General features: G+C 34.0%; 23 protein-coding genes and 1 riboswitch. Of the genes, 22 read left to right on the forward strand and 1 reads right to left on the reverse strand.

What is annotated here, in order from left to right:
- Positions 1 to 2 precede the first annotated feature (2 nt).
- The 8 genes from JV173_RS06700 to JV173_RS06735 all read left to right on the forward strand — a co-directional run bounded on the left by JV173_RS06700 (position 3) and on the right by JV173_RS06735 (position 6,796).
- The gene (locus tag JV173_RS06700) at positions 3 to 311 is read left to right on the forward strand and encodes a V-type ATP synthase subunit F (RefSeq protein WP_205735538.1); all 309 of its coding nucleotides are present in this window, start codon (positions 3 to 5) and stop codon (positions 309 to 311) included.
- A gap of 9 nt (positions 312 to 320) precedes the next feature.
- Positions 321 to 890 carry a hypothetical protein gene (locus JV173_RS06705; protein WP_205735539.1) on the forward strand — a complete coding sequence of 190 codons (570 nt, stop codon included), beginning with the start codon at positions 321 to 323 and terminating at the stop codon, positions 888 to 890.
- Between the two features lie 12 nt (positions 891 to 902).
- Complete coding sequence (locus JV173_RS06710; RefSeq protein WP_205735540.1) at positions 903 to 2,648, forward strand: V-type ATP synthase subunit A; 1,746 nt, start codon at positions 903 to 905, stop codon at positions 2,646 to 2,648.
- 15 nt (positions 2,649 to 2,663) lie between these two features.
- A complete protein-coding gene (locus tag JV173_RS06715) occupies positions 2,664 to 4,100 on the forward strand; it encodes a V-type ATP synthase subunit B (protein ID WP_205735541.1) in 1,437 nt (478 codons plus the stop codon).
- 3 nt (positions 4,101 to 4,103) lie between these two features.
- Positions 4,104 to 4,709, forward strand: coding sequence for a V-type ATP synthase subunit D (locus JV173_RS06720; protein WP_205735542.1), 606 nt, complete (start codon positions 4,104 to 4,106; stop codon positions 4,707 to 4,709).
- 11 nt (positions 4,710 to 4,720) lie between these two features.
- Positions 4,721 to 5,431: a S24/S26 family peptidase gene (locus JV173_RS06725; RefSeq protein WP_205735543.1), complete on the forward strand. Its 711-nt coding sequence runs from the start codon at positions 4,721 to 4,723 to the stop codon at positions 5,429 to 5,431.
- A complete protein-coding gene (locus tag JV173_RS06730) occupies positions 5,431 to 6,081 on the forward strand; it encodes a uracil-DNA glycosylase (protein WP_205735544.1) in 651 nt (216 codons plus the stop codon). Before JV173_RS06725 ends, JV173_RS06730 begins: the two co-directional genes overlap by 1 nt.
- 15 nt (positions 6,082 to 6,096) lie before the next feature.
- Positions 6,097 to 6,190, forward strand: a riboswitch (THF riboswitch).
- Positions 6,191 to 6,226: 36 nt separating this feature from the next.
- The gene (locus JV173_RS06735; RefSeq protein WP_205735545.1) at positions 6,227 to 6,796 is read left to right on the forward strand and encodes an ECF transporter S component; all 570 of its coding nucleotides are present in this window, start codon (positions 6,227 to 6,229) and stop codon (positions 6,794 to 6,796) included.
- Positions 6,797 to 6,856: 60 nt separating this feature from the next.
- On the opposite strand, the gene JV173_RS06740 is transcribed toward JV173_RS06735, so the two are convergent.
- Entirely contained in the window at positions 6,857 to 7,522 is a 666-nt protein-coding gene (locus JV173_RS06740; RefSeq protein ID WP_205735546.1) for an MIP/aquaporin family protein, read from the reverse strand.
- A gap of 90 nt (positions 7,523 to 7,612) precedes the next feature.
- On the opposite strand from JV173_RS06740, the gene trmFO reads away from it, so the two are divergent.
- From trmFO to rseP, 14 genes are all read left to right on the forward strand, one after another.
- A complete protein-coding gene (gene trmFO / locus JV173_RS06745) occupies positions 7,613 to 8,899 on the forward strand; it encodes a methylenetetrahydrofolate--tRNA-(uracil(54)-C(5))-methyltransferase (FADH(2)-oxidizing) TrmFO (protein ID WP_205735547.1) in 1,287 nt (428 codons plus the stop codon).
- A gap of 2 nt (positions 8,900 to 8,901) precedes the next feature.
- Entirely contained in the window at positions 8,902 to 9,819 is a 918-nt protein-coding gene (locus JV173_RS06750) for a tyrosine-type recombinase/integrase (RefSeq protein ID WP_205735548.1), read from the forward strand.
- The gene (locus tag JV173_RS06755) at positions 9,803 to 10,339 is read left to right on the forward strand and encodes an NUDIX domain-containing protein (RefSeq protein ID WP_205735549.1); all 537 of its coding nucleotides are present in this window, start codon (positions 9,803 to 9,805) and stop codon (positions 10,337 to 10,339) included. Before JV173_RS06750 ends, JV173_RS06755 begins: the two co-directional genes overlap by 17 nt.
- A complete protein-coding gene (dut, locus tag JV173_RS06760; protein ID WP_205735550.1) occupies positions 10,332 to 10,772 on the forward strand; it encodes a dUTP diphosphatase in 441 nt (146 codons plus the stop codon). Before JV173_RS06755 ends, dut begins: the two co-directional genes overlap by 8 nt.
- Positions 10,773 to 10,800: 28 nt before the next feature.
- Positions 10,801 to 11,829: a trypsin-like peptidase domain-containing protein gene (locus JV173_RS06765; RefSeq protein ID WP_205735551.1), complete on the forward strand. Its 1,029-nt coding sequence runs from the start codon at positions 10,801 to 10,803 to the stop codon at positions 11,827 to 11,829.
- 157 nt (positions 11,830 to 11,986) lie between these two features.
- Positions 11,987 to 12,952 carry a 30S ribosomal protein S2 gene (rpsB, locus tag JV173_RS06770; protein ID WP_205735552.1) on the forward strand — a complete coding sequence of 322 codons (966 nt, stop codon included), beginning with the start codon at positions 11,987 to 11,989 and terminating at the stop codon, positions 12,950 to 12,952.
- Between the two features lie 91 nt (positions 12,953 to 13,043).
- Positions 13,044 to 13,928: a translation elongation factor Ts gene (gene tsf, locus JV173_RS06775; RefSeq protein ID WP_205735553.1), complete on the forward strand. Its 885-nt coding sequence runs from the start codon at positions 13,044 to 13,046 to the stop codon at positions 13,926 to 13,928.
- A 28-nt stretch (positions 13,929 to 13,956) separates the two neighbouring features.
- Positions 13,957 to 14,670, forward strand: coding sequence for a UMP kinase (gene pyrH / locus JV173_RS06780; protein ID WP_205735554.1), 714 nt, complete (start codon positions 13,957 to 13,959; stop codon positions 14,668 to 14,670).
- Between the two features lie 2 nt (positions 14,671 to 14,672).
- Complete coding sequence (gene frr, locus JV173_RS06785) at positions 14,673 to 15,227, forward strand: ribosome recycling factor (protein ID WP_205735555.1); 555 nt, start codon at positions 14,673 to 14,675, stop codon at positions 15,225 to 15,227.
- Between the two features lie 34 nt (positions 15,228 to 15,261).
- On the forward strand, positions 15,262 to 15,486 hold the full coding sequence (locus JV173_RS06790; protein WP_205735556.1) for a hypothetical protein: 225 nt from the start codon (positions 15,262 to 15,264) through the stop codon (positions 15,484 to 15,486).
- A 108-nt stretch (positions 15,487 to 15,594) separates the two neighbouring features.
- Positions 15,595 to 16,575, forward strand: coding sequence for a branched-chain amino acid aminotransferase (locus tag JV173_RS06795; RefSeq protein WP_205735557.1), 981 nt, complete (start codon positions 15,595 to 15,597; stop codon positions 16,573 to 16,575).
- A gap of 32 nt (positions 16,576 to 16,607) precedes the next feature.
- A complete protein-coding gene (gene uppS, locus JV173_RS06800) occupies positions 16,608 to 17,285 on the forward strand; it encodes a polyprenyl diphosphate synthase (protein WP_205735558.1) in 678 nt (225 codons plus the stop codon).
- Complete coding sequence (locus JV173_RS06805) at positions 17,282 to 18,238, forward strand: phosphatidate cytidylyltransferase (RefSeq protein WP_205735559.1); 957 nt, start codon at positions 17,282 to 17,284, stop codon at positions 18,236 to 18,238. Before uppS ends, JV173_RS06805 begins: the two co-directional genes overlap by 4 nt.
- 12 nt (positions 18,239 to 18,250) lie before the next feature.
- Positions 18,251 to 19,795 carry an RIP metalloprotease RseP gene (gene rseP, locus JV173_RS06810; protein ID WP_205735560.1) on the forward strand — a complete coding sequence of 515 codons (1,545 nt, stop codon included), beginning with the start codon at positions 18,251 to 18,253 and terminating at the stop codon, positions 19,793 to 19,795.
- The last annotated feature ends 392 nt before the right edge of the window (positions 19,796 to 20,187 follow it).

Consider the following 20,187-nt stretch of genomic DNA (forward strand, 5'->3'; position numbering starts at 1 on the left):
AAATGAAGTTTTATCTTTTGAGTGACAATGTCGATACCCTTGTGGGGATGCGACTTGTTGGTATTGAAGGTGTGATTGTCCACGAAAAAAGTGAGCTTTTAGAAAAGCTTTCTTTAGTCATGCAAGACAAAGAAGTGGCAATTGTCCTTATTACAACAAAACTTGTTGAAATGGTACCACATGTGATCTCAGAACTTAAACTTCGAAATGTCCAACCAATGATTGTAGAAATTCCAGACCGTCATGGTTCATCTAAGACCGGTCAATCCATCGATGCCTATGTGTCTAAAGCAATTGGCGTTAAATTATAGAGGTGTGTTATGAACATTACAAATTATGAAGATTTAGGTGCTTATTTTAAAAAAGCAATTGAACGTGAATCTAAACAAGAAATAGAAGCCCTAAAAGCAGAAATTGAAAAACTCAAACAAGAAGCTCAAGCATCTATTCAAAAAGAACTTGCAGAAGAGTACGATGATGTTGTGAAAGCTAAAACACGTGATATTACAAAAAAATATCAAGAAACTTTAGCATCACGTCAAAGAGAACTCGACCTTTTAGTCATGCAAAAAAGAGCACACTTACTTGATACATTATTTAATGAATTATTTGATAAAATCAAAAACTTTAGAGACACTAAAGCATATCCAAATTGGTTTAAATCTAAACTTTCTAAATATAACATTGCAGATTTTGCAGAAATCGCAGTGAATGAAAAAGACTTAAACTTAGTACCTAAACAATTAAAAGTTATTGTAAATAACGACATTCTTGCAGGATTTGTTTTACATAAGAAAGATCAAAATGCCTTCGTGGTTGAAACGCTTGTTTCTAATCTTGAAGCTGCAAAAGAACATTTCTACCATACTGCAAAATGGTTTACAGAGTAAAGAAGGTCTTTTATGGAAAATCGTATTCATTCAATTAATGGTCCAGTCGTAAAGGTTAAAAACTCAAACCAATTTTTAATGCTTGAGAAAGTATTTGTTGGGCCTAACAAATTAATGGGTGAAGTTATCTCCATTTCACATGAAGAAACTGTCATCCAAGTATATGAAACAACTACAGGATTAAAAATGGGTGATTTAGTTTACCCTACTGGTAATCTCGTTTCAGTGACATTAGGACCTGGTTTAATGTCTAATATTTTTGATGGTGTTCAAAGACCACTTTTAAAAATGGAAGAACAAACTGGTTCATTTATTGAAGCAGGTAGTGAAGTTTCCGCACTTGATTTAGATAAAAAATGGGATGTTAAATTCCAAGTTAAACAAGGCGAATACTTAAAGGCTGGTAGCATTTTTGCAATTACACAAGAAACAAAATCAATTGCACATAAAATGATGATACCTCCAAACACAAAAGGTAAAGTTAAATCAGTTAAACCTGATGGTCTTTATACTGTAAACGAAGTCGTTTTAGAACTTGAAACAGAAAATGGTATTAAAGCACTTACTTTAAAACAAGAATGGCCAATTAAAAAACAACGTCCAATTAAAGAACAACTCACACTTGATATCCCACTGATTACTGGTCAAAGAGTCATTGATGCACTCTTCCCAATCGCAAAAGGTGGTACAGCAGCAATCCCTGGTGGATTTGGTACAGGTAAAACAATGTTACAACACCAATTCGCTAAATGGAGTGATGCAGATATTATTGTTTATATTGGTTGTGGTGAACGTGGTAATGAAATGACACAAGTTCTAGAAGAATTCCGTGCATTAATTGACCCAAGAACGAAACAATCTTTAATGGATCGTACAATTTTAATTGCAAACACTTCAAACATGCCAGTTGCAGCACGTGAAGCATCTATTTATACAGGGCTTACAATTGCTGAATATTACCGCGATATGGGTTATCATGTTGCGATTATGGCTGACTCAACCTCTCGTTGGGCAGAAGCGTTAAGAGAAATTTCAGGACGTTTAGAAGAAATGCCTGCAGAAGAAGGTTTCCCTGCATACCTACCTTCAAGAATTTCTCAATTCTATGAACGTGCAGGTTATGTTGAAAACTTAAATCATACAAATGGATCAGTAACAATTATTGGTGCAGTATCACCTCAAGGTTCTGACTTCTCAGAACCAGTGACACAGAATACTAAACGTTTTGTGAGATGCTTCTGGGCACTTGATAAAGCACTTGCTTATCAAAGACACTATGCAGCCATTAACTGGAACCAATCATATTCAGAATATTTCTATGACCTATTAAGTTGGTTTGATAATCAAGTTGATCCAAAATTCATGAAATATTCAAAACAAATTAAAGCGATTCTTTCAGAAGAAACAGCTCTAATGGAAGTTGTTAAATTAATTGGTAGCGATGTACTTCCCGATGATCAAAGATTAATTATTGAAATCGGTAAAGTCATTCGTTTCGGATTCTTACAACAAAACGCATTTGATGATGAAGATACTTATGTGCCACTTCAAAAACAATTAAAGATGATGGAAGTTATCTTACATCTACATGAAGCAGCATTTAAATTTATTAATAAAGGACGCGCTTTATCACTTATTATCGGATCAGGTATTTTTGATGAAGTCATCCAAATGAAATACACAATCAAAAATAGTGAACTTGAAAAGTTTGAAGACTTAAAAGAAAAAATCACTCAAACGATTGAATCAATATTCTAAAGAGGAGGAAAAGTTATGAGTTTACAATATGTAGGTTTAAAAGCAATTAACGGTCCCCTCATCTTTTTAGAAGGTGTTTCAAATGTTGGATATGAAGAAACTGTTGAAATCAAATTAGAAAATGGCGAAACTAGACATGGTCGCGTCATTCATATTGATGGTGATCGAGTTGCTATCCAAGTATTTGAAGGAACCGATGAAATGCGTTTAACTAAAACTAAGACTAAATTTTTAGGTAAACCACTGATGATGGGTTTATCCAAAGAAGTTTTAGGTCGTACCTTTAATGGTGCTGGTTTACCAATTGATGATTTAGGTCCAGTTTTTTCAGAAAAACAACTCGACATTAATGGTCTACCATTTAACCCAGTTAGCCGTGTATATCCAAGAAACTATATCCATACAGGTATTTCTGCTATTGATGCTTTAACAACATTAATTAGAGGACAAAAATTACCAATCTTTACTGCAACCGGCCTAACACATAATGAGCTTGCAACTCAGCTTGTCAAACATGCTAAGATTGCAGATAGTAAAGATGAAAAATTCTGTGTTGTTTTTGCAGCGATGGGTGTTAAACACGATGTTGCGAAATACTTTAGAACAGAATTTGAATCTTCACACGTTATGGACCGTGTTGTTATGTTCTTAAACCTAGCAAACGATCCAATTATTGAACGTATTTTAACACCACGTTGTGCCTTAACAACTGCTGAATATTTAGCATTTGAATTAGGCTATCACGTACTTGTCATTATGACGGATATGACTGCTTACTGTGAAGCACTCCGTGAATTCTCATCTTCAAAAGGTGAAATTCCAGGACGTAAAGGTTATCCAGGTTATTTATACTCAGACCTTTCAAACCTTTATGAAAGAGCTGGTATGTTACATGGTAAAAAAGGATCTGTGACACAGATTCCAATTCTTACGATGCCAAATGAAGACATTACCCATCCAGTTCCTGACTTAACGGGATATATTACAGAAGGTCAAATCGTACTTGAAAAATCACTTAAACAAAAAGGTATTTTCCCACCAATTGATATCTTGCCATCACTATCACGTTTAATGAAAGATGGTATTGGTAAAGATTTCACAAGAGAAGATCACTCTGCACTATCTAATCAACTCTTTGCATCATACGCAAAGGTCGGTGAAGTTAAAGCACTTGCTTCTGTTGTTGGTGAGGATGAACTTTCTGAAGTTGATAAGAAATTTATGTTATTTGGTAAATTATTTGAAAATCATTTCTTAAATCAAGGGGAAACTTCAAGAACACTTGATGAAACACTTGATTTAGGATGGGAATTACTTTCAATCTTACCAAAATCAGAATTAACACGTCTTAAAGAATCAGACATCAATAAATATATTGATTCTGAAAAATCAATCAAGAAATTTAAATTACAACACGAAAATTTAGTTGATCGTATTATTGGAAAGGTGTAACAAGTGTTAGGAGATTTAGCCCCAACCAAAGGTGCATTGTTAAGTTTAAAGAAATCTTATACATTAGCACGTACTGGTGAAAACTTAATGGAACGTAAGAAGAATACGTTGATTCAAGAAATGCTTACACTCTTAAGTGAAGTTTCTGTGATTAGAAAACAAATCGAAGAAACTTATCAAAGAGCGTATTTAGCATTGCAAGATGCAAACATTACATTAGGTATCGTGGGTGAAATCGCAAAAGCAATTCCTGTTGATAAGAACATTAAACTATCTTACCGTTCTGTGATGGGGGTTGACCTTCCAATTATTAATTACGAAAAAGCAAGAATTCGTCTATCTTACGGACTTAAATCTACAAACTCTAAGTTTGACTATGCATATCGTATGTTTGGTGAAGCAAGAGATTTAACAATTAAACTTGCTGAAATAGATGCATCTGCATATCGCTTAGCGGATGCAATCCGTAAAAGTAGAACACGCTATAATGCGTTAAAAAATATCGTGATTCCTGAAATTGAGACTAAGATTAAATCAATCACTGAAGTTTTAGAAGAACACGAACGTGAAGAGTTCATTAGATTAAAACTGATTAAGAAAAACATCTAAGAGGTTGAATTTTGCAAAATAAAGGTTTTTGGTACTACTTAAAAAATACCTTATATTACGTATTCATTGGACTGCTGATATTTATTATTGCAGTTTCTTTGTTTATCCCTCAAGGACTCGTTAAAGTTGCAGGATTTGGCTGGTACCGAGTCGTTTCAGACTCCATGGAACCCGTGATTATGGTCGATGATTATATCGTTGTCGTTAGAAAGAATGACCCGGAAAATTTAGTAGAAGGTGATATCATCGTCTTTGAAACTTGGTTCTGGCATAATAATGCGTATTCAAAAGATGTGGTTACACACCACTTTGGTGGTTTTACTGAAGAAGGTTATATCTTAACTTATCCACATTCTCAACATGATAAAGAAGATAAAATCTATGACGAATGGAAAAAAGGTCCAGGTCAAATTTACAATTTAACTGTTGATGACCTACTTGGTGTCCATGTGTTAACAATTAAGTCAAATCAATTTATCGGCTTTGTTACATTCTTATTTACAACACCAATTGGACTTACAATTGTTGCGATTAATTTTGGAGTCTTTATTGCAATCTATTACCTCGTAAAGAGTATGAAAGCAGAAAATAAAAAACTCGAAAATGAATCACAAAACAAAGCATCAGTTGATGAACAAGAAGTTCAAACACAAGAGTCAGAGAAAGAACAAATAGAAGATTTAGAATCAGAAGAAGTTGAAGAAAATAAAGAGGATAATTGATGACTTGGGAAGCTTTAATTGAAGCTGAACTTAAGAAACCATACTTTCAATCCTTGGTAGAATTTTTAAAGAATGAAGATAATGATAAGACGATCTATCCTAAAAAAGAAGACCGTCTTAATTGCTTTAAAATGACACCTATTGAAAACTTGAAAGTTGTATTAATTGGTCAAGACCCATATCACGGTGAAAACCAAGCACATGGGTTAAGTTTTTCTGTACTTTGTGAAAAACTACCACCAAGTTTGCATAATATTTATCAAGAACTAGCTGATGATTTAGGGATTCCTAAATCAAAAAAAGGTGACCTTTCTTCCTGGGCATGTCAAGGTGTCCTACTTTTAAACACGATTTTAACTGTTGAAGCACATAAACCTTTATCTCATAAAGGAAAAGGTTGGGAAGTATTTACATTAGAAGTGATTAAATTTATAAATGAACTTGATCAACCGATTGTCTTTATACTTTGGGGCTCACACGCTCAAAGTTTTAAAAAGTATTTAACAAATAAAAAACATTTAATCATTGAATCACCTCATCCATCGCCGCTTTCCAGTTATCGAGGATTCTTTGGTTCAAAACCATTTTCAAAAACAAATGACTTTTTAATAAATCATAATGTAAAACCCATCGATTGGGAGATTAAATAGATTATAATTAAAGGAAACAGAGTAGGGGATATGCGTTAAGTGTCTACTGACGGGAAAGATCAGTAGAACGAACAGAGAAATCTGGCGGTATATCTTCGCATCCGCTGTATTTAAAGTGGATCTCTTGTTAAGGGGGTCTTTTTATATGATTCAAAAAGAATTAAGAAAACTTACATTAGCAGCAACTTTGACTGCTTTATCAATTGTTTTAGATATTATGTTTAAATCAATCATTCCTGCGAACATCCAATTTGGATTACCATATTATGCAATTCCACTTGTGATAGGTTCGCTTGTTTTAGGACCGCATTATGGAGCGGTTATGGGATTTATGTCCGACCTGATTGGATTTTACTCAAACTCGGGTGGTTTTACATATGATCCGATCTATGCACTTCAAGCTGTGATGTGGGGTGTAATTCCTTATTTAATTGCACGACGCAATTCAGGTTGGGCAAGAATAGGGATTGCTGTCCTTGTTTCACATCTTTTTGCAACATTCTGCTCAAGTCTTGCAGATTTTGTAGGAACATACGTTTGGACAGATGGAAATATTGATGCATCTTTTGCAAGGGTGGGACTATTCTTACCACTTAGACTTTATATGTTACCAGTAAACACGGTGATTATTACAGCAGTAACATACTTTACCAATCAAAGATTAGAACCAGTTTATACTGACTTTATTGGTAAAGTCACAATTAAAGAAAATTAGGCAAAGAAAAAAAGCACTAGAGCGAACTAATTCGAGCTAGTGCTTTTTTGTTAGCTTAATTTAAGCTGCTTCTGAATTTGAGATTAAAGGTTGTGCAATTGCAGCAAGTAAACCACCGAGCATTGGACCTAAAATAAAGAAGAATAATTGAGGTAATGCAGCAGGGTTTGCTGAGAATAATGCTGGGCCGATTGAACGTGCAGGGTTTAATGATGCATTTGTTAATGGACCTGACATGTAAATTAAGGCAGCAAGTGTTAAACCGATAATTAAACCTGCAACTGAAGATAAGTTTTTATCTTTAGATACTTTTAAGATGACTGTTATAAAGATAAATGTTACAAAGATTTCAACTAAAGTACCAATTAAATAAGCCATTTGACCAGATGCTGAAGGTAGTGTAAATGTATTTGAAGCAAGTGAAGTGTTCGCACCGAGGAAACCAACTAAGACTAAGCTTGCAACAATACCTCCTAATACTTGGAATAAGCTATAGAATGCAAAATCCTTCCAAGATAATCTTTTTGATAATGCCATAGCAAATGATACTGCTGGGTTAAAGTGTGCACCTGAAGATGCCCCAAAAACATAGATCATTGCCATAAGGATTAAACCGAATGCTAATCCGATGTTAGTTAGGAAACCAGATACAACACCAGCACCACAACCAACTAAAACGAGTACAAATGTACCAATAAATTCATGTAGATATAATTTAATTTTCATGAGAGTTCTCCTTTCTGTAATATTATAACTTTTTAAAACCCATTTTGCACGCTAAAGGTTCTAACATGTTATAATTGAACTGGTGAAATTATGATAAAAATTATAGGTGCAGGTTTAGCAGGCAGCGAAGCTGCTTGGTATCTTGCGAATAAAGGTTTAAAAGTTAAATTGTATGAAATGAGACCGATTAAAATGACTCCTGCCCATGTGACAGGTAATTTTGCTGAACTTGTATGTTCAAACTCATTTAGAAGTGATGATCCATTGAATGCAGTTGGATTATTAAAAGAAGAAATGACTATGTTAGGATCCCTCGTTATGAAGAGTGGTAGAATGCATAGCCTACCAGCAGGTAGTTCTTTAGCAGTTGATAGAGTAGGTTTTTCTGAATATATTACAGAAGAAATTAAGAAACATCCAAATATTGAAATTGTAAATGAAGAAGTGACAGAAATTAGCGAAGATGATTATGTTATTATTGCTACTGGTCCATTAATTTCTGATAAACTCTCAGAATTTATAAGAAAGAAATTAGATCAAGATTCGCTTCATTTCTTTGATGCTGTTGCACCAATTATTGCAGCAGATTCAATTGACATGTCAAAAGCGTATTTAAAGAGTCGTTACGATAAAGGTGAAGCAGCTTATTTAAACTGTCCAATGTCAAAAGAAGAGTATGATGCTTTTTATGAGGCTTTAATGTCTGCAGAAAAAGTTCAACCTAAAGACTTTGAACATAATGTTTTTGAAGGTTGTATGCCAGTTGAAGAAATGGCGTTTCGTGGGAAAGATACACTTTTATTTGGACCACTAAAACCAGTTGGACTTGAAAAGCCAGATGGTACTATGCCATATGCAGTTGTTCAATTACGTCAAGATGATGCAAATAAAACAATGTATAACATGGTTGGCTTCCAAACATCACTAAAATGGGGAGACCAAAAACGATTAATTCAAATGATTCCAGGATTAGAAAATGCTGAAATCTTACGTTATGGTGTTATTCATAGAAATAGTTACATTGAAGGACCAAAAGTACTACAAAATGGTTATCAAGTTAAGCAAGTTCCAAAATGGTTTTTTGCAGGACAAGTCTCAGGTGTTGAAGGATATGTTGAATCCGCATCGTCAGGTATTACAGCTGCAATTTCAATGCATCAACTGATTACTAAAGGAGAATTTGAACCATTACCTAAAGATTCTATGATGGGAGCTATGGCACTTTATGTATCAAGTTATCATCATACATTCGTTCCAATGAATGCAAATTTTGGATTACTTGATGAAATTAGAGCTAAAAAACAAGATCGTAAACAGTTTTATCATGACCGTGCAATTTCTGCTTTAGAAGCATATATTAAGGCGAATATATCATAAACATGGTAGAGAATCTCTATAAAGATTATCTTCTTGTTGAAAAGAATTATTCGTTAGACACGGTCAAGAGTTATTTGAATGACATTGAATCATTCAAAAACTTTTTAATGAATGAAGGATTAGCTAAAGATTTACTCGATGCAAGACGTGAACGTTTAGCAAGAAATTTTATTTCTTATTTAGATAATCAAAACTTTAGTAAAAAAACAATCGCAAGAAAGATTTCAGGACTCAAGCATTTCTATCAATTCTTAGTTGACAGAAACCTAATTGATGTCAACATTTTTCTTACGGTTAAAACACCTAAAATTCCTAAAAAGTTACCACATACGATTGATGATGATGCGATTAACTATTTATTTAACTCAATCCAAAAAGATAAACCATTAGGATTTAGAAATTATTTAATCTTAGATTTACTTTATAGTTGTGGACTTCGAGCAAGTGAAATTGTTGGACTTGAAATCGGTGATATTTATTTATCTAGTGGTCAAATTTTAGTTCATGGAAAAGGTTCTAAAGACCGTTATGTACCAATCCATGACAAACTTGCTGAGACACTTAAACATTATTTATCTTATACAAGAGTCAGTTTACTTGCTAAAGGTGATGACACCTTTCAAAAGAAACTGTTAATTAATTATAAAGGTACACCATTAACAGAGCGTGGACTACGTGTTATTTTGAATGACATCATTAAACAAAGTGGTGAAACTTATAAGATTCATCCACATATGTTGCGTCACGCATTCGCAACCACATTACTGAATCATGGAGCAGATTTAAGAGTTGTTCAAGAATTACTTGGACACACCCATCTTAAATCAACACAAGTTTATACCCATGTATCGAGTGAAGTATTAAAAGAAAAATATAAAAACACACATCCAAGGATGATCAACAATGAAAAAAATAAGTGATATTATCATTGAAGATGGTACAGAAAATTTAACAATCACTAAAAAAAGAGAAACTGTTCGTGGTATTATCGTAAAAGATAATAAAATTCTAATGGTTTATTCTAAACAGTTTTTAGACTTTACATTTCCAGGTGGTGGTGCAAAGTTGGGTGAAACACATTATGACTCACTTCTACGTGAGTTAAATGAAGAATTAGGTGCCAAAGAAATCTTTAATATGAAACCATTTGGATATATTGAAGAAAAACGATTTGGTATAAATATGACAGATTCTGTTTATCTACAAACATCGTATTATTACTTTGTAGAGATTGATGCAATTGGTGAACAAAACTTAATGGAACGTGAAAAAATGCACGGTGTTGAACCAACTTGGGTCACAATTGATGAAGCAATCAAACAAAATCTACATGCCATAAACACATATCATCATCATAAGGGTATGAAAACAGTCTTACCACGTGAGATGATAGTACTTGAAAAATTAAAAGATTATTTAAAGGGGTTAAACGATGCGTAAATTTGAAATCATTGAAGCATATAAAGATAAATACATCAACATACCACGCCGTGCAACAAAACATTCAGCAGGTTATGATATTGAAACTGCTGAAGATATCACAATCGCACCAGGTCAAATTGTTAAAGTTCCAACAGGACTTAAAGTCACAATGCCTGAAGATGAGGCACTCTTTGTATATCCAAGATCATCATTAGGCATTAAACTTAATTTGATTATGTCAAATGCAGTTGGTGTAGTTGATAGTGATTACTACAACAATAAAGACAATGAAGGTCATTTATTAATTCCAATTCTTAACTTTGGTAAAGAAGTTGTCCACCTTAAAAAAGGTGACCGAATTGCACAAGGTATTTTTCATAAGTTTTACACGACAGACGATGATGTTGTAGCTGGTGAAAGATTAGGCGGATTTGGTAGTTCAGGTAAATAAATTAGGTTTAAAAAATAGTGAGGAAAAAATGAAAAAAGTATTTTTAATGGTGGTAGCATTTGCTGCCATGGTATTAGCAGGATGTAGTGAAGCACCACTTTTAAGTAAGGTAAATATCACCTATATTTCAGAAGGTATGATTGCTTTTGAACAAGAAGTCGATGGTGGAAAATTCTTTTTACCTGAACAAAAATTATCTAAGGAAAATTATGCATTTGGTGGATGGTATTTAGATAGTGAATTTATCTATCCAATGGCTTTCAATAGCGGTTCTCAATCAGATTTAACCCTTTATGCTAAATGGATTGAAAACGACACTGAGATTTCAGATGAATATTTAACTGAATGGTTAACAAACAATGCTGAATTAATTAATAGTTTAGTTGATTTACAAGGGTTATCTGCATCAGAGATTTTACACTTAGTTGATCAAGGTCAACAACAAATGATTGCTTCAGTCAACAGATCAGTTGTCATGATTGATATTGTTGGTGGACCATGGGAAGGATCTGGTGGTTCTGGTGTGATTTATCAAAAGATTGATAACACATACTATGTCTTAACAAACCATCACGTTACAGAAGGTACAATTTCTTCAAACTTTAGAATCACGGTGTTTAATGGTTCTACAAAGAAGATGTATTCTGGTGTGACTAAAGTTCATGAGCTTTTAGGTAAAGAATTAGCAATTCTTAAATTCACAACAACTGATCAATTACCTGTGATTACAATGGCGAATGGTTCGGATATTAAAAAAGGACAATTTGTTTATGCAGTTGGTTCACCTGTTTGGTTTGAAGACATTGTGACTCAAGGGGTTATCTCTTATGCGAAATTAAACGACTACACAGAAGATGGTTTTGATGCATGGGTGATTATGCATACTGCACCAATTAATCCTGGTAATTCAGGTGGTGCCTTAATTAATGCTTATGGTCAACTCGTTGGTATTAATGCGTATTCATATCCAATGTATGATGAAGAAACTGACCTCCAACTATACAATTTTGCAATCCATATTGATGAAGTAAAAACATATATTAATGGTAAAGTGTAAAAATACTTTATAAGTATTGCAAAAATATATGCCTTGTGATATATTATAGAGGCTGTTAAATACACATGAGTAATGCTTCCAATGTCAGGTGCTACGTAAGTAGTGGCAAAGGTATGAGTTATTCAGAGGAAAAAAACTAAAATCGGAGGAAAAAATAATGGCAGTAGTTTCAATGAAACAATTACTCGAGTCTGGTGTACATTTCGGACACCAAACAAGAAGATGGAATCCTAAAATGGCTCCATACATTTTCACTGCAAGAAAAGATATTCACATTATCGACTTAAAGAAAACTGCAGTTGAAATCGAAAAATCTTACGCAGCATTATACGACATCGTAGCTGCTGGTGGTAACGTATTATTCGTTGGTACCAAAAAACAAGCAACAGAAGCGGTTAGAGAAGAAGCAATCCGTTCAGGTCAATTCTTCGTTGACCACAGATGGTTAGGCGGAACTTTAACAAACTTCAAGACAATCCGCAAACGTATTAAATTATTACAAGACTTATACGCTCAAGAAGAAGCTGGCGTATGGGCTAAATTACCTAAGAAAGAAGTTGCAGGTTTATTAAAAACTAGAGCACGCTTAGAAAAATTCTTAGGTGGTATTAAAGATATGCAACGTTTACCACAAGCGTTATACGTTGTAGATCCAAGAACTGAAGAAATCGCAGTTTTAGAAGCTCGTAAATTAGGTATTCCAGTATTTGGTATCGTTGATACTAACTGTGACCCTGATTTAGTAGACTACATTATTCCAGCTAACGATGATGCAATCCGTGCTGTTAAATTAATCACTTGGGTAATGGCTAATGCCGTTATTGAAGCTCAAGGTGGTGTAGTTGAAAAATTTGCTGATGAAGAAGATGCAGCTTTCGAAGTGCCAGCTGATGCTGACGTTCGTGGCGAAAGAGACAACAGAAACAAAAATAGAAACTTCAAGAAACCAGAATTTAAGAAACAAGCTCCACAACAAGAAGCTCCAAAAGCTGAAGCAAAACAAGAAAACCCTGATTTAAATACTTTAAAAGTAGCTGAGTTAAGAGAACTTGCAAAAGCTAAAGGTATTGCAGGATACGCTGATCTTAAAAAAGCTGAATTAATTGAAGCATTAACTAAGTAATTTAAAGGGGATGAATAAATCATCCCTTTATTTTGAAATAAAATAAAAAAAATGTATAATAAAAATGATGAACTAAAAGGAGAACATAACAATGGTCGTTACAGCCGCTATGGTCAAAGAATTAAGAGATAGAACTGGTGCTGGTATGCTTGATTGCAAAAAAGCATTAGAAGAAACTCAAGGTGATGTCGAAAAAGCAATCGACTACCTAAGAGAAAAAGGTATTGCAAAGGCTGCTAAAAAAGCAGATCGTATTGCAGCAGAAGGTTTAACTAACGTATTAATCAACGGTAATGAAGCAATTTTATTTGAATTAAACTCAGAAACTGACTTCGTTGCTAAAAATGAAAAATTCCTAGCTTTACTTGAAGAAATTGGACAAATTATTTTAAATTCAAATGCAAAATCAACAGAAGAAGCACTTGCTTTAATAAAAGATGGTGCAACTGTTGAACAAATGTTATTAACAGCTACTGCAACAATCGGTGAAAAGATTTCTTTACGCCGTGTAGTTAGAGTAACTAAAGAATCAAACCAAGGTTTCGGTTCATACAAACACATGGGTGGTAAGATTTCAGTCTTAACAATTACAGCTAAAGAAGATGCTGCAGTTGCTAAAGATGTTGCTATGCACGTTTGTGTATTCAACCCAAGATTCTTATCAAGAGCAGATGTTGATCAACAAACTGTTGAACATGAAACACATATCATTAAAGAATTAATGGCTCAAGATGCAAGTTTAGCTGGTAAACCAGAAAAAGTATTAGAAGGTATCTTACAAGGTAAACTTTCTAAGACTTTACAAGAATTTGTTTTACTTGATCAAGCATTCGTAAAAGATCCTTCAATTAAAGTATCACAATACTTAAAGAATAATTCAAACGACATCATTTCTTATGTAAGATTAGAAGTTGGTGAGGGTATTGAAAAACAAGAAACTGACTTCGCAGCAGAAGTAATGGCTCAAGTTAAATAATTATTCTATTCCTAGGGAGGGACATCACATGTACCGACGTGTCATACTCAAGCTATCAGGTGAAGCATTAAAAGGTCAAGGAATTTATGGCATTGATCCAAAAACCGTTAAAGAAATTGCATTAGAAATCAAAGCATTAAGAGACTCAGGTGTCGAAGTATGTGTGGTTGTTGGTGCAGGTAACCTTTGGCGTGGTAAAACCGGTGAGGAATTAGGTATGGATCGTGCACAAGCAGACTATATGGGTATGCTTGGAACGATTATGAATGGTTTAGCACTTCAAGATGCCTTAGAGGGCGTAGGGGTTGCTACCAGAGTGATGACCGCACTTCCTACAAGCGCAGTTGCAGAACCGTACATTAGAAGACGTGCATTAAGACATTTAGAAAAAGGACGTGTCATTATTTTATCAGGAGGTACGGGTTCACCTTACTTCTCAACTGACACAACAGCCGCACTTCGTGCTGCTGAACTTGCTTGTGATGTCATTCTAATGGCAAAAAATGGTGTCGATGGTGTTTACACTAAAGACCCTAAGAAGTTTGCAGATGCTAAATTAATTAAACGCATTACCCATCAAGAAGTTTTAGAACAAAATCTACAAATTATGGATTCCACTGCTGCTTCATTATGTAAAGACAATCATATCGAAATTTTAGTGTTCAATATGAACATCAAAGGTAATATTGTCCGTGCAGTTATGAAAGAAGATATTGGAACCATCGTATCAAACGGGGTGTAAATATGAATGAACAAGCAGATATGCTGTTATTAGAAATCGAAGAAAAGATGGAAAAAGCGGTACTCGCTCTTGACCATCAATTCTCAAGCATTCGTACAGGTCGTGCGAATCCAAGTTTACTTGATCGTATCACAGTGAACTACTATGGTGTTGAAACACCACTTAAGCAAGTGGCTGCAATTTCAGTACCAGAAGCTCAACAACTCTATATCAAACCATTTGATAAATCAATATTAAAAGATATTGAACATGCGATTAACACTTCTAGTTTAGAATTACCACCTAGAAATGATGGTGTGGGCATTCGTTTAATGTTACCACCTCTTACAGAGGAACGTCGTCGTCAACTTGTAAAAGAAGTTGAAAAACTTTCTGAAACCGGAAAGATTGCAGTCCGTAACGTACGCCGTGATGGTAACGATGATTTAAAGAAATTGGGTCTTCCTGAAGATTCTGAAAAAGGCTATTTAGAAGATGTCCAAGCTTTAACTGATAAATATATCAAAGTCATCGACGAACACACTAAATCTAAATCTGATGAGCTCTTAACGATTTAATAAAAAAAAGATTAAGAGGAAAGGGGTTTTAAATATGGCTTCAAGAAGCGGTAAAGGTTATTGGTTTGGGACTGATTGGATAGTTTCAATTATTCTATCAATCATTCCAGGTGTTAACTGGTGGTTAGGTGTTATCCACAGAATCGTTAAAAAGAACTACTTAGGCGCAGTTGTTTATGTATTCTTCGGATGGATTCTTGGTTTCATTGACTTCATTACAATTCTCCTAGAAAACAAACTTGTATTCTTAGCAGAATAAGTTAAACCAAAAACTTAAGGTTTTATTTGTAAACAATGCGTTGGGTATTATACCCAACGTATTTTTTTTTCATGTGGTATAATTGTTTACAAATTGGGGGTGGATACTATGGTAGAGGGCTTTAAGTATCATGGAACAAATAAAACTTTCTTTGCTTACTACAAAGATGGTAAATGGGATGAAGGTCGTTTAAGTGATGATTTGAATATTCAAATCTCAGCACTTGCGACAGCACTTCAATACGGTCAAAGTATCTTTGAAGGTTTAAAAGCATATCGCGCTAAAGATGGAAGAACCTTACTATTTAGGCCGGATCAAAACCATCAAAGAATGATACATTCATGCGAAAGAATGATGATGCCACCAGTTCCAAAGGATTTATTTTTTGATGCAATTAAAAAAATAGTTGATGCTAACAGAGATTTAATTCCAAGTTATGAATCACGTGGTTCTTTATACATTCGACCGTTTGTGATTGGTATTGAAACAACAATGGGTGTACGTCCATCTTCTGAATACTTATTTGGTGTTGTTGCAACACCTGTTGGAAGTTACTTTAAAGATGGTTTTTCTACAATTAGACTACAAACATCTAAATATGACCGTGCTGCACCGAATGGACTTGGCAATGTTAAAGCAGGTGCGAATTATGCAGCAAGTCTTTATCCAAAACATCTTGCGAAATTAGATGGCTTTGATGACTGTTTGTATCTAGATCCAAAAACACATACAAGAATTGATGAAACTGGAGCGACAAATGTGGTTGCGATTAAAGGTGAAAAATTCATTACGCCTCAATCAAATTCAGTTTTACCATCGATTACAAATAATACTTTGCAAGTATTAGCTAAAGATTTTTTAAATATGGAAGTTGAAGTTCGTGCAATTGATTTAACTGAACTTGCAACCTTTGATGAGCTTGGTGCATGTGGTACAGCTGCTGTCATTACACCTGTCAGTGAAGTCAAACACGAAGAAATTTCTTATAAATTCAAATCATATGAAAAATTACATAAATTATTTAAACTTTTACAATCCATACAATATGGTGATATAAAAGAGTCATACGGATGGGTTATTTCGGTATAATAAAAGGGGAGCCTATAAAGAAAGGGACATTCATGAAGCCGCTTAAAAATATACCAGAGCATGTCGCTATCATTTTAGATGGCAATGGCCGTTGGGCTAAATTAAGAGGATTACCAAGATCCGTTGGTCACTATCAAGGTGGCTTAAACTTGGTCAAGGTTGCAAATGCTGCAAACGAGATGGGGATTAAAATACTTTCTGTCTATGCATTTTCAACTGAAAATTGGAAACGACCTCAAGAAGAAGTCGACTACTTAATGACGAAACCAGCTGAGATGTTAAATGAAAATTTAGAAAAATTCAAAACATCTACAATTAAAATTCAAATCAAAGGTCGTAAGGACCGAATTCCTAAAGACTTACTAAATGTCTTTAATAAGATTGAAGACTTAACAAAAGACCATACAGGTTTAATTTTAAATATTTGTTTTGACTATGGTAGTTATTATGAAATGTTAGAAGCGATGAAAAACACCAAAGAATTTACAGAAACTGCTTTTAATAATGAACTGATGATTAAAGAAAAAGTCGATTTACTCATTCGCACAGGTGGCGAATATCGTCTGTCGAACTTTATGTTGTGGCAAGCTGCTTACGCAGAACTTTTATTTGTTAAAAAGTACTGGCCACAATTCGGTAAAAAAGATTTATATAAAGCAATTAAAAATTATACAAAACGTAACCGACGTTTTGGGGGAGTTAAAGCTTGAAACAAAGAATTATAACCGCACTGATTTTAATCACACTTTTAATTCCGGTTACAGTTATTAACCATCCGATTGCTTTTAATATTTTCCAAGTGCTTGTTTTTGCATTTGTTATTATTGGTGCATTTGAAATGCTATCCATGTTTGAAAAAGAGAAGAAAATGCATCTTGGTGTCAAAATAACGATTGTTATTCTGACAATCTTGACTTATATGAACGTTGGTGGTTTAGTAGAACCATTGAATCCAATCACTTTACCAGATTTCCACTTAATTACAATTCGAATTAATCCAGTTGTTGTTATTGGTGTGGTCACTTTAACACTTTTAGCCATGATGGTATTCGTCGATGAGTTTACAGGAGCTGATATTGGTAAAGCTTTAACCATCATTAACTATGTTGGTTTAGGTGCAGCATCGATTGTACTCCTACGTTTCTTAGGGGTTAGATTTATTGTTTACGTTCTATTAATTTCAACGACAACGGATATCTTTGCATATTTCTTTGGTATGGCATTTGGAAAACATAAATTGGCTCCAAGAATTAGTCCAAAGAAATCTTGGGAAGGTGCAATTGCAGGTACTGTCTTTGGTACATTAATTGCAGCAGCATTTGCTATTTACTATGGTGAAATCTTTAGACCGGATGGTATCTTTGGTGAAATTTTAAACCCATCGAACTATCAAACAATCTTCGATAACTTTACATCACTTGGTGATCAACCAAGATGGATCCAGGCATTAATTATTTTACCAATTACGCTACTTGGTTCTGTATCCGCACAAATTGGTGATTTAGTCGCATCTAAATTTAAGCGTACATATCAAATTAAAGATTTTGGTAATATTATGCCAGGACACGGTGGTGTGCTTGACAGATTTGATTCATTCTTATTTATCGGATTACTATTCTTAAGTATCTTTATCATAATCACACAAGCTTATCCACTTGCATAAGGAGTTTTATTCATGGAAATTATGTCATTAATCTGGAGTATCTTAGTATTCCTCATTGTCTTAACCGCAATTATTACAATTCACGAACTTGGTCATTATTTACTCGCAAAAAGAGCAGGTATCTTAGTACATGAATTTTCAATCGGTATGGGACCTGTTTTATATCAAAAGAAAAAAGGTGAATCATTCTATTCTGTTAGAGCAATTCCACTTGGTGGTTATGTTTCAATGTCAGGTGAGAATGGAGACCATGCATTAATTAAAGAAGGTCAATATGTTGGACTCAATCTAAATGAAATTGGATTAGTTAAAGAAATCATTTTAGATCAGACAATCCCAAATCCATATATTACAGGTGAAGTACTTTCATTTGATTTATATGGTGAAAATTTAGCAGAGTTATTTATTGAATTACGTTGTGATGATGGTGAAGTGCATCGCTTCCAAGTGATGCGTGATGCAAGATATCGTTATGGCAAGAAAAAAGAAATTCAAATTACACCTGAAGAATCTAGTTTCTCATCCAAATCTTTATGGGATCGTTTCTTAGTGATCTTCTGTGGACCATTAATGAACTTCTTACTCGCACTCATTATTTTATTTATTGTTGCTCTTGTTCAAGGAAAACCTTTAGAAAATAATATTGTTGATACATCATTTAATGATCAATTGTTACCTGGTGACCAAATTGTGGCTATTAATGGTGTAGAAACATCTAACATTCATGAAATTAGAGCAGAGTTAAATAAAGTCAACTCGAATAAAGTGTTGATGGAAATCTTTAGAGATGGTGCATTATTAGAAGACCCAGTAGAAGTGTATGTTGTTGTTATCATGCAAAACATCGGTATTGTGAATACAAGAGATGTTGCAACTAGAGATACTTTAATGATCGGTGGTATTGGTGGTAAAGCAAAAGCTGCAGGTCTTGAGCCTGGCGATGTCATTACACATATCAATGGTGTTTCTGTATCCAATTGGGATGAAGTGATTACACTTGCTAGAAATTATAATGCTGCAACGATTGAAATTACTGCAGATAGAGATGGACAAACAATTGAAGCATCATATGATGTATTAGATGATATGACATTAAATGCAATTGGTGAAACTAGAATTTCAATCACTATGGGGATTGATTTAGGCAGAGTATTTGATTTTGTTTATTTATTCACTTATCCAGTAACTCAATTTGCAGATTCAGTTTCACAAATGATTGCAACCCTTGGACTTTTATTTAATCCAAGTAGTTCAGTTGGTGTTGGTGATCTTGCAGGTCCTGTTGGTATTTTCTCACTTGTCTCTAATGCTGCAAGTGGTGGATTAATGAATTTACTTGTCTTTGTTGCATTCTTATCAGTTAATATTGGATTATTTAACTTACTTCCAATCCCAGCCCTTGATGGTGGACGATTAATTTTCTTAGGATATGAAGCAATTACACGTCGTAAGGTTCCAGCTAAAGTTGAATTATGGGTAAATAACGCATTCTTTTTCTTACTCATGGGACTCTTCATTTATGTAACTTTCAATGATGTTACACGCTTAATTCCATAATATATATATAATATAAGGCTAAAATATTGAAATCTTGAGAGGTATTCTTGAGATTTCTTTTTTTATCTAAAAAATGTTGTAAAAGTTGTTGACTTATATTTTAACTTGAGATACAATGAGAAAGGTCAATCGCGACAGAAACAGTTTACTCAAACCTTATCTTATAGATAAAGGTAAAAATTACAAATTATAAAAATTGTTGTTGACAACATATTGTTATAGTGATAGAATGAGTAAGCGCACTAAGTTTGGAGCGCTTGAAAAGAGTCTTTGAAAACTGAATGATGATGAACAAAGAAGCAAAAAACAAATAAGAGCTAAAATCAAACAAAAACAAATTAATGGAGAGTTTGATCCTGGCTCAGGATGAACGCTGGCGGCGTGCCTAATAC

Source organism: Acholeplasma equirhinis, assembly GCF_017052655.1.
GTDB classification, from domain to species: Bacteria; Bacillota_I; Bacilli_A; order Acholeplasmatales; family Acholeplasmataceae; genus Acholeplasma; species Acholeplasma equirhinis.

Coding starts and splice junctions, on each gene's coding strand:
- JV173_RS06700 (WP_205735538.1), top strand. CDS start 3: ATGAAGTTTTATCTTTTGAGTGACAATGTCGATACCCTTGTGGGGATG.
- JV173_RS06705 (WP_205735539.1), top strand. CDS start 321: ATGAACATTACAAATTATGAAGATTTAGGTGCTTATTTTAAAAAAGCA.
- JV173_RS06710 (WP_205735540.1), top strand. CDS start 903: ATGGAAAATCGTATTCATTCAATTAATGGTCCAGTCGTAAAGGTTAAA.
- JV173_RS06715 (WP_205735541.1), top strand. CDS start 2,664: ATGAGTTTACAATATGTAGGTTTAAAAGCAATTAACGGTCCCCTCATC.
- JV173_RS06730 (WP_205735544.1), top strand. CDS start 5,431: ATGACTTGGGAAGCTTTAATTGAAGCTGAACTTAAGAAACCATACTTT.
- JV173_RS06735 (WP_205735545.1), top strand. CDS start 6,227: ATGATTCAAAAAGAATTAAGAAAACTTACATTAGCAGCAACTTTGACT.
- JV173_RS06740 (WP_205735546.1), bottom strand. CDS start 7,522: ATGAAAATTAAATTATATCTACATGAATTTATTGGTACATTTGTACTC.
- trmFO (WP_205735547.1), top strand. CDS start 7,613: ATGATAAAAATTATAGGTGCAGGTTTAGCAGGCAGCGAAGCTGCTTGG.
- JV173_RS06750 (WP_205735548.1), top strand. CDS start 8,902: ATGGTAGAGAATCTCTATAAAGATTATCTTCTTGTTGAAAAGAATTAT.
- JV173_RS06755 (WP_205735549.1), top strand. CDS start 9,803: ATGAAAAAAATAAGTGATATTATCATTGAAGATGGTACAGAAAATTTA.
- dut (WP_205735550.1), top strand. CDS start 10,332: ATGCGTAAATTTGAAATCATTGAAGCATATAAAGATAAATACATCAAC.
- JV173_RS06765 (WP_205735551.1), top strand. CDS start 10,801: ATGAAAAAAGTATTTTTAATGGTGGTAGCATTTGCTGCCATGGTATTA.
- rpsB (WP_205735552.1), top strand. CDS start 11,987: ATGGCAGTAGTTTCAATGAAACAATTACTCGAGTCTGGTGTACATTTC.
- tsf (WP_205735553.1), top strand. CDS start 13,044: ATGGTCGTTACAGCCGCTATGGTCAAAGAATTAAGAGATAGAACTGGT.
- pyrH (WP_205735554.1), top strand. CDS start 13,957: ATGTACCGACGTGTCATACTCAAGCTATCAGGTGAAGCATTAAAAGGT.
- frr (WP_205735555.1), top strand. CDS start 14,673: ATGAATGAACAAGCAGATATGCTGTTATTAGAAATCGAAGAAAAGATG.
- JV173_RS06790 (WP_205735556.1), top strand. CDS start 15,262: ATGGCTTCAAGAAGCGGTAAAGGTTATTGGTTTGGGACTGATTGGATA.
- JV173_RS06795 (WP_205735557.1), top strand. CDS start 15,595: ATGGTAGAGGGCTTTAAGTATCATGGAACAAATAAAACTTTCTTTGCT.
- uppS (WP_205735558.1), top strand. CDS start 16,608: ATGAAGCCGCTTAAAAATATACCAGAGCATGTCGCTATCATTTTAGAT.
- rseP (WP_205735560.1), top strand. CDS start 18,251: ATGGAAATTATGTCATTAATCTGGAGTATCTTAGTATTCCTCATTGTC.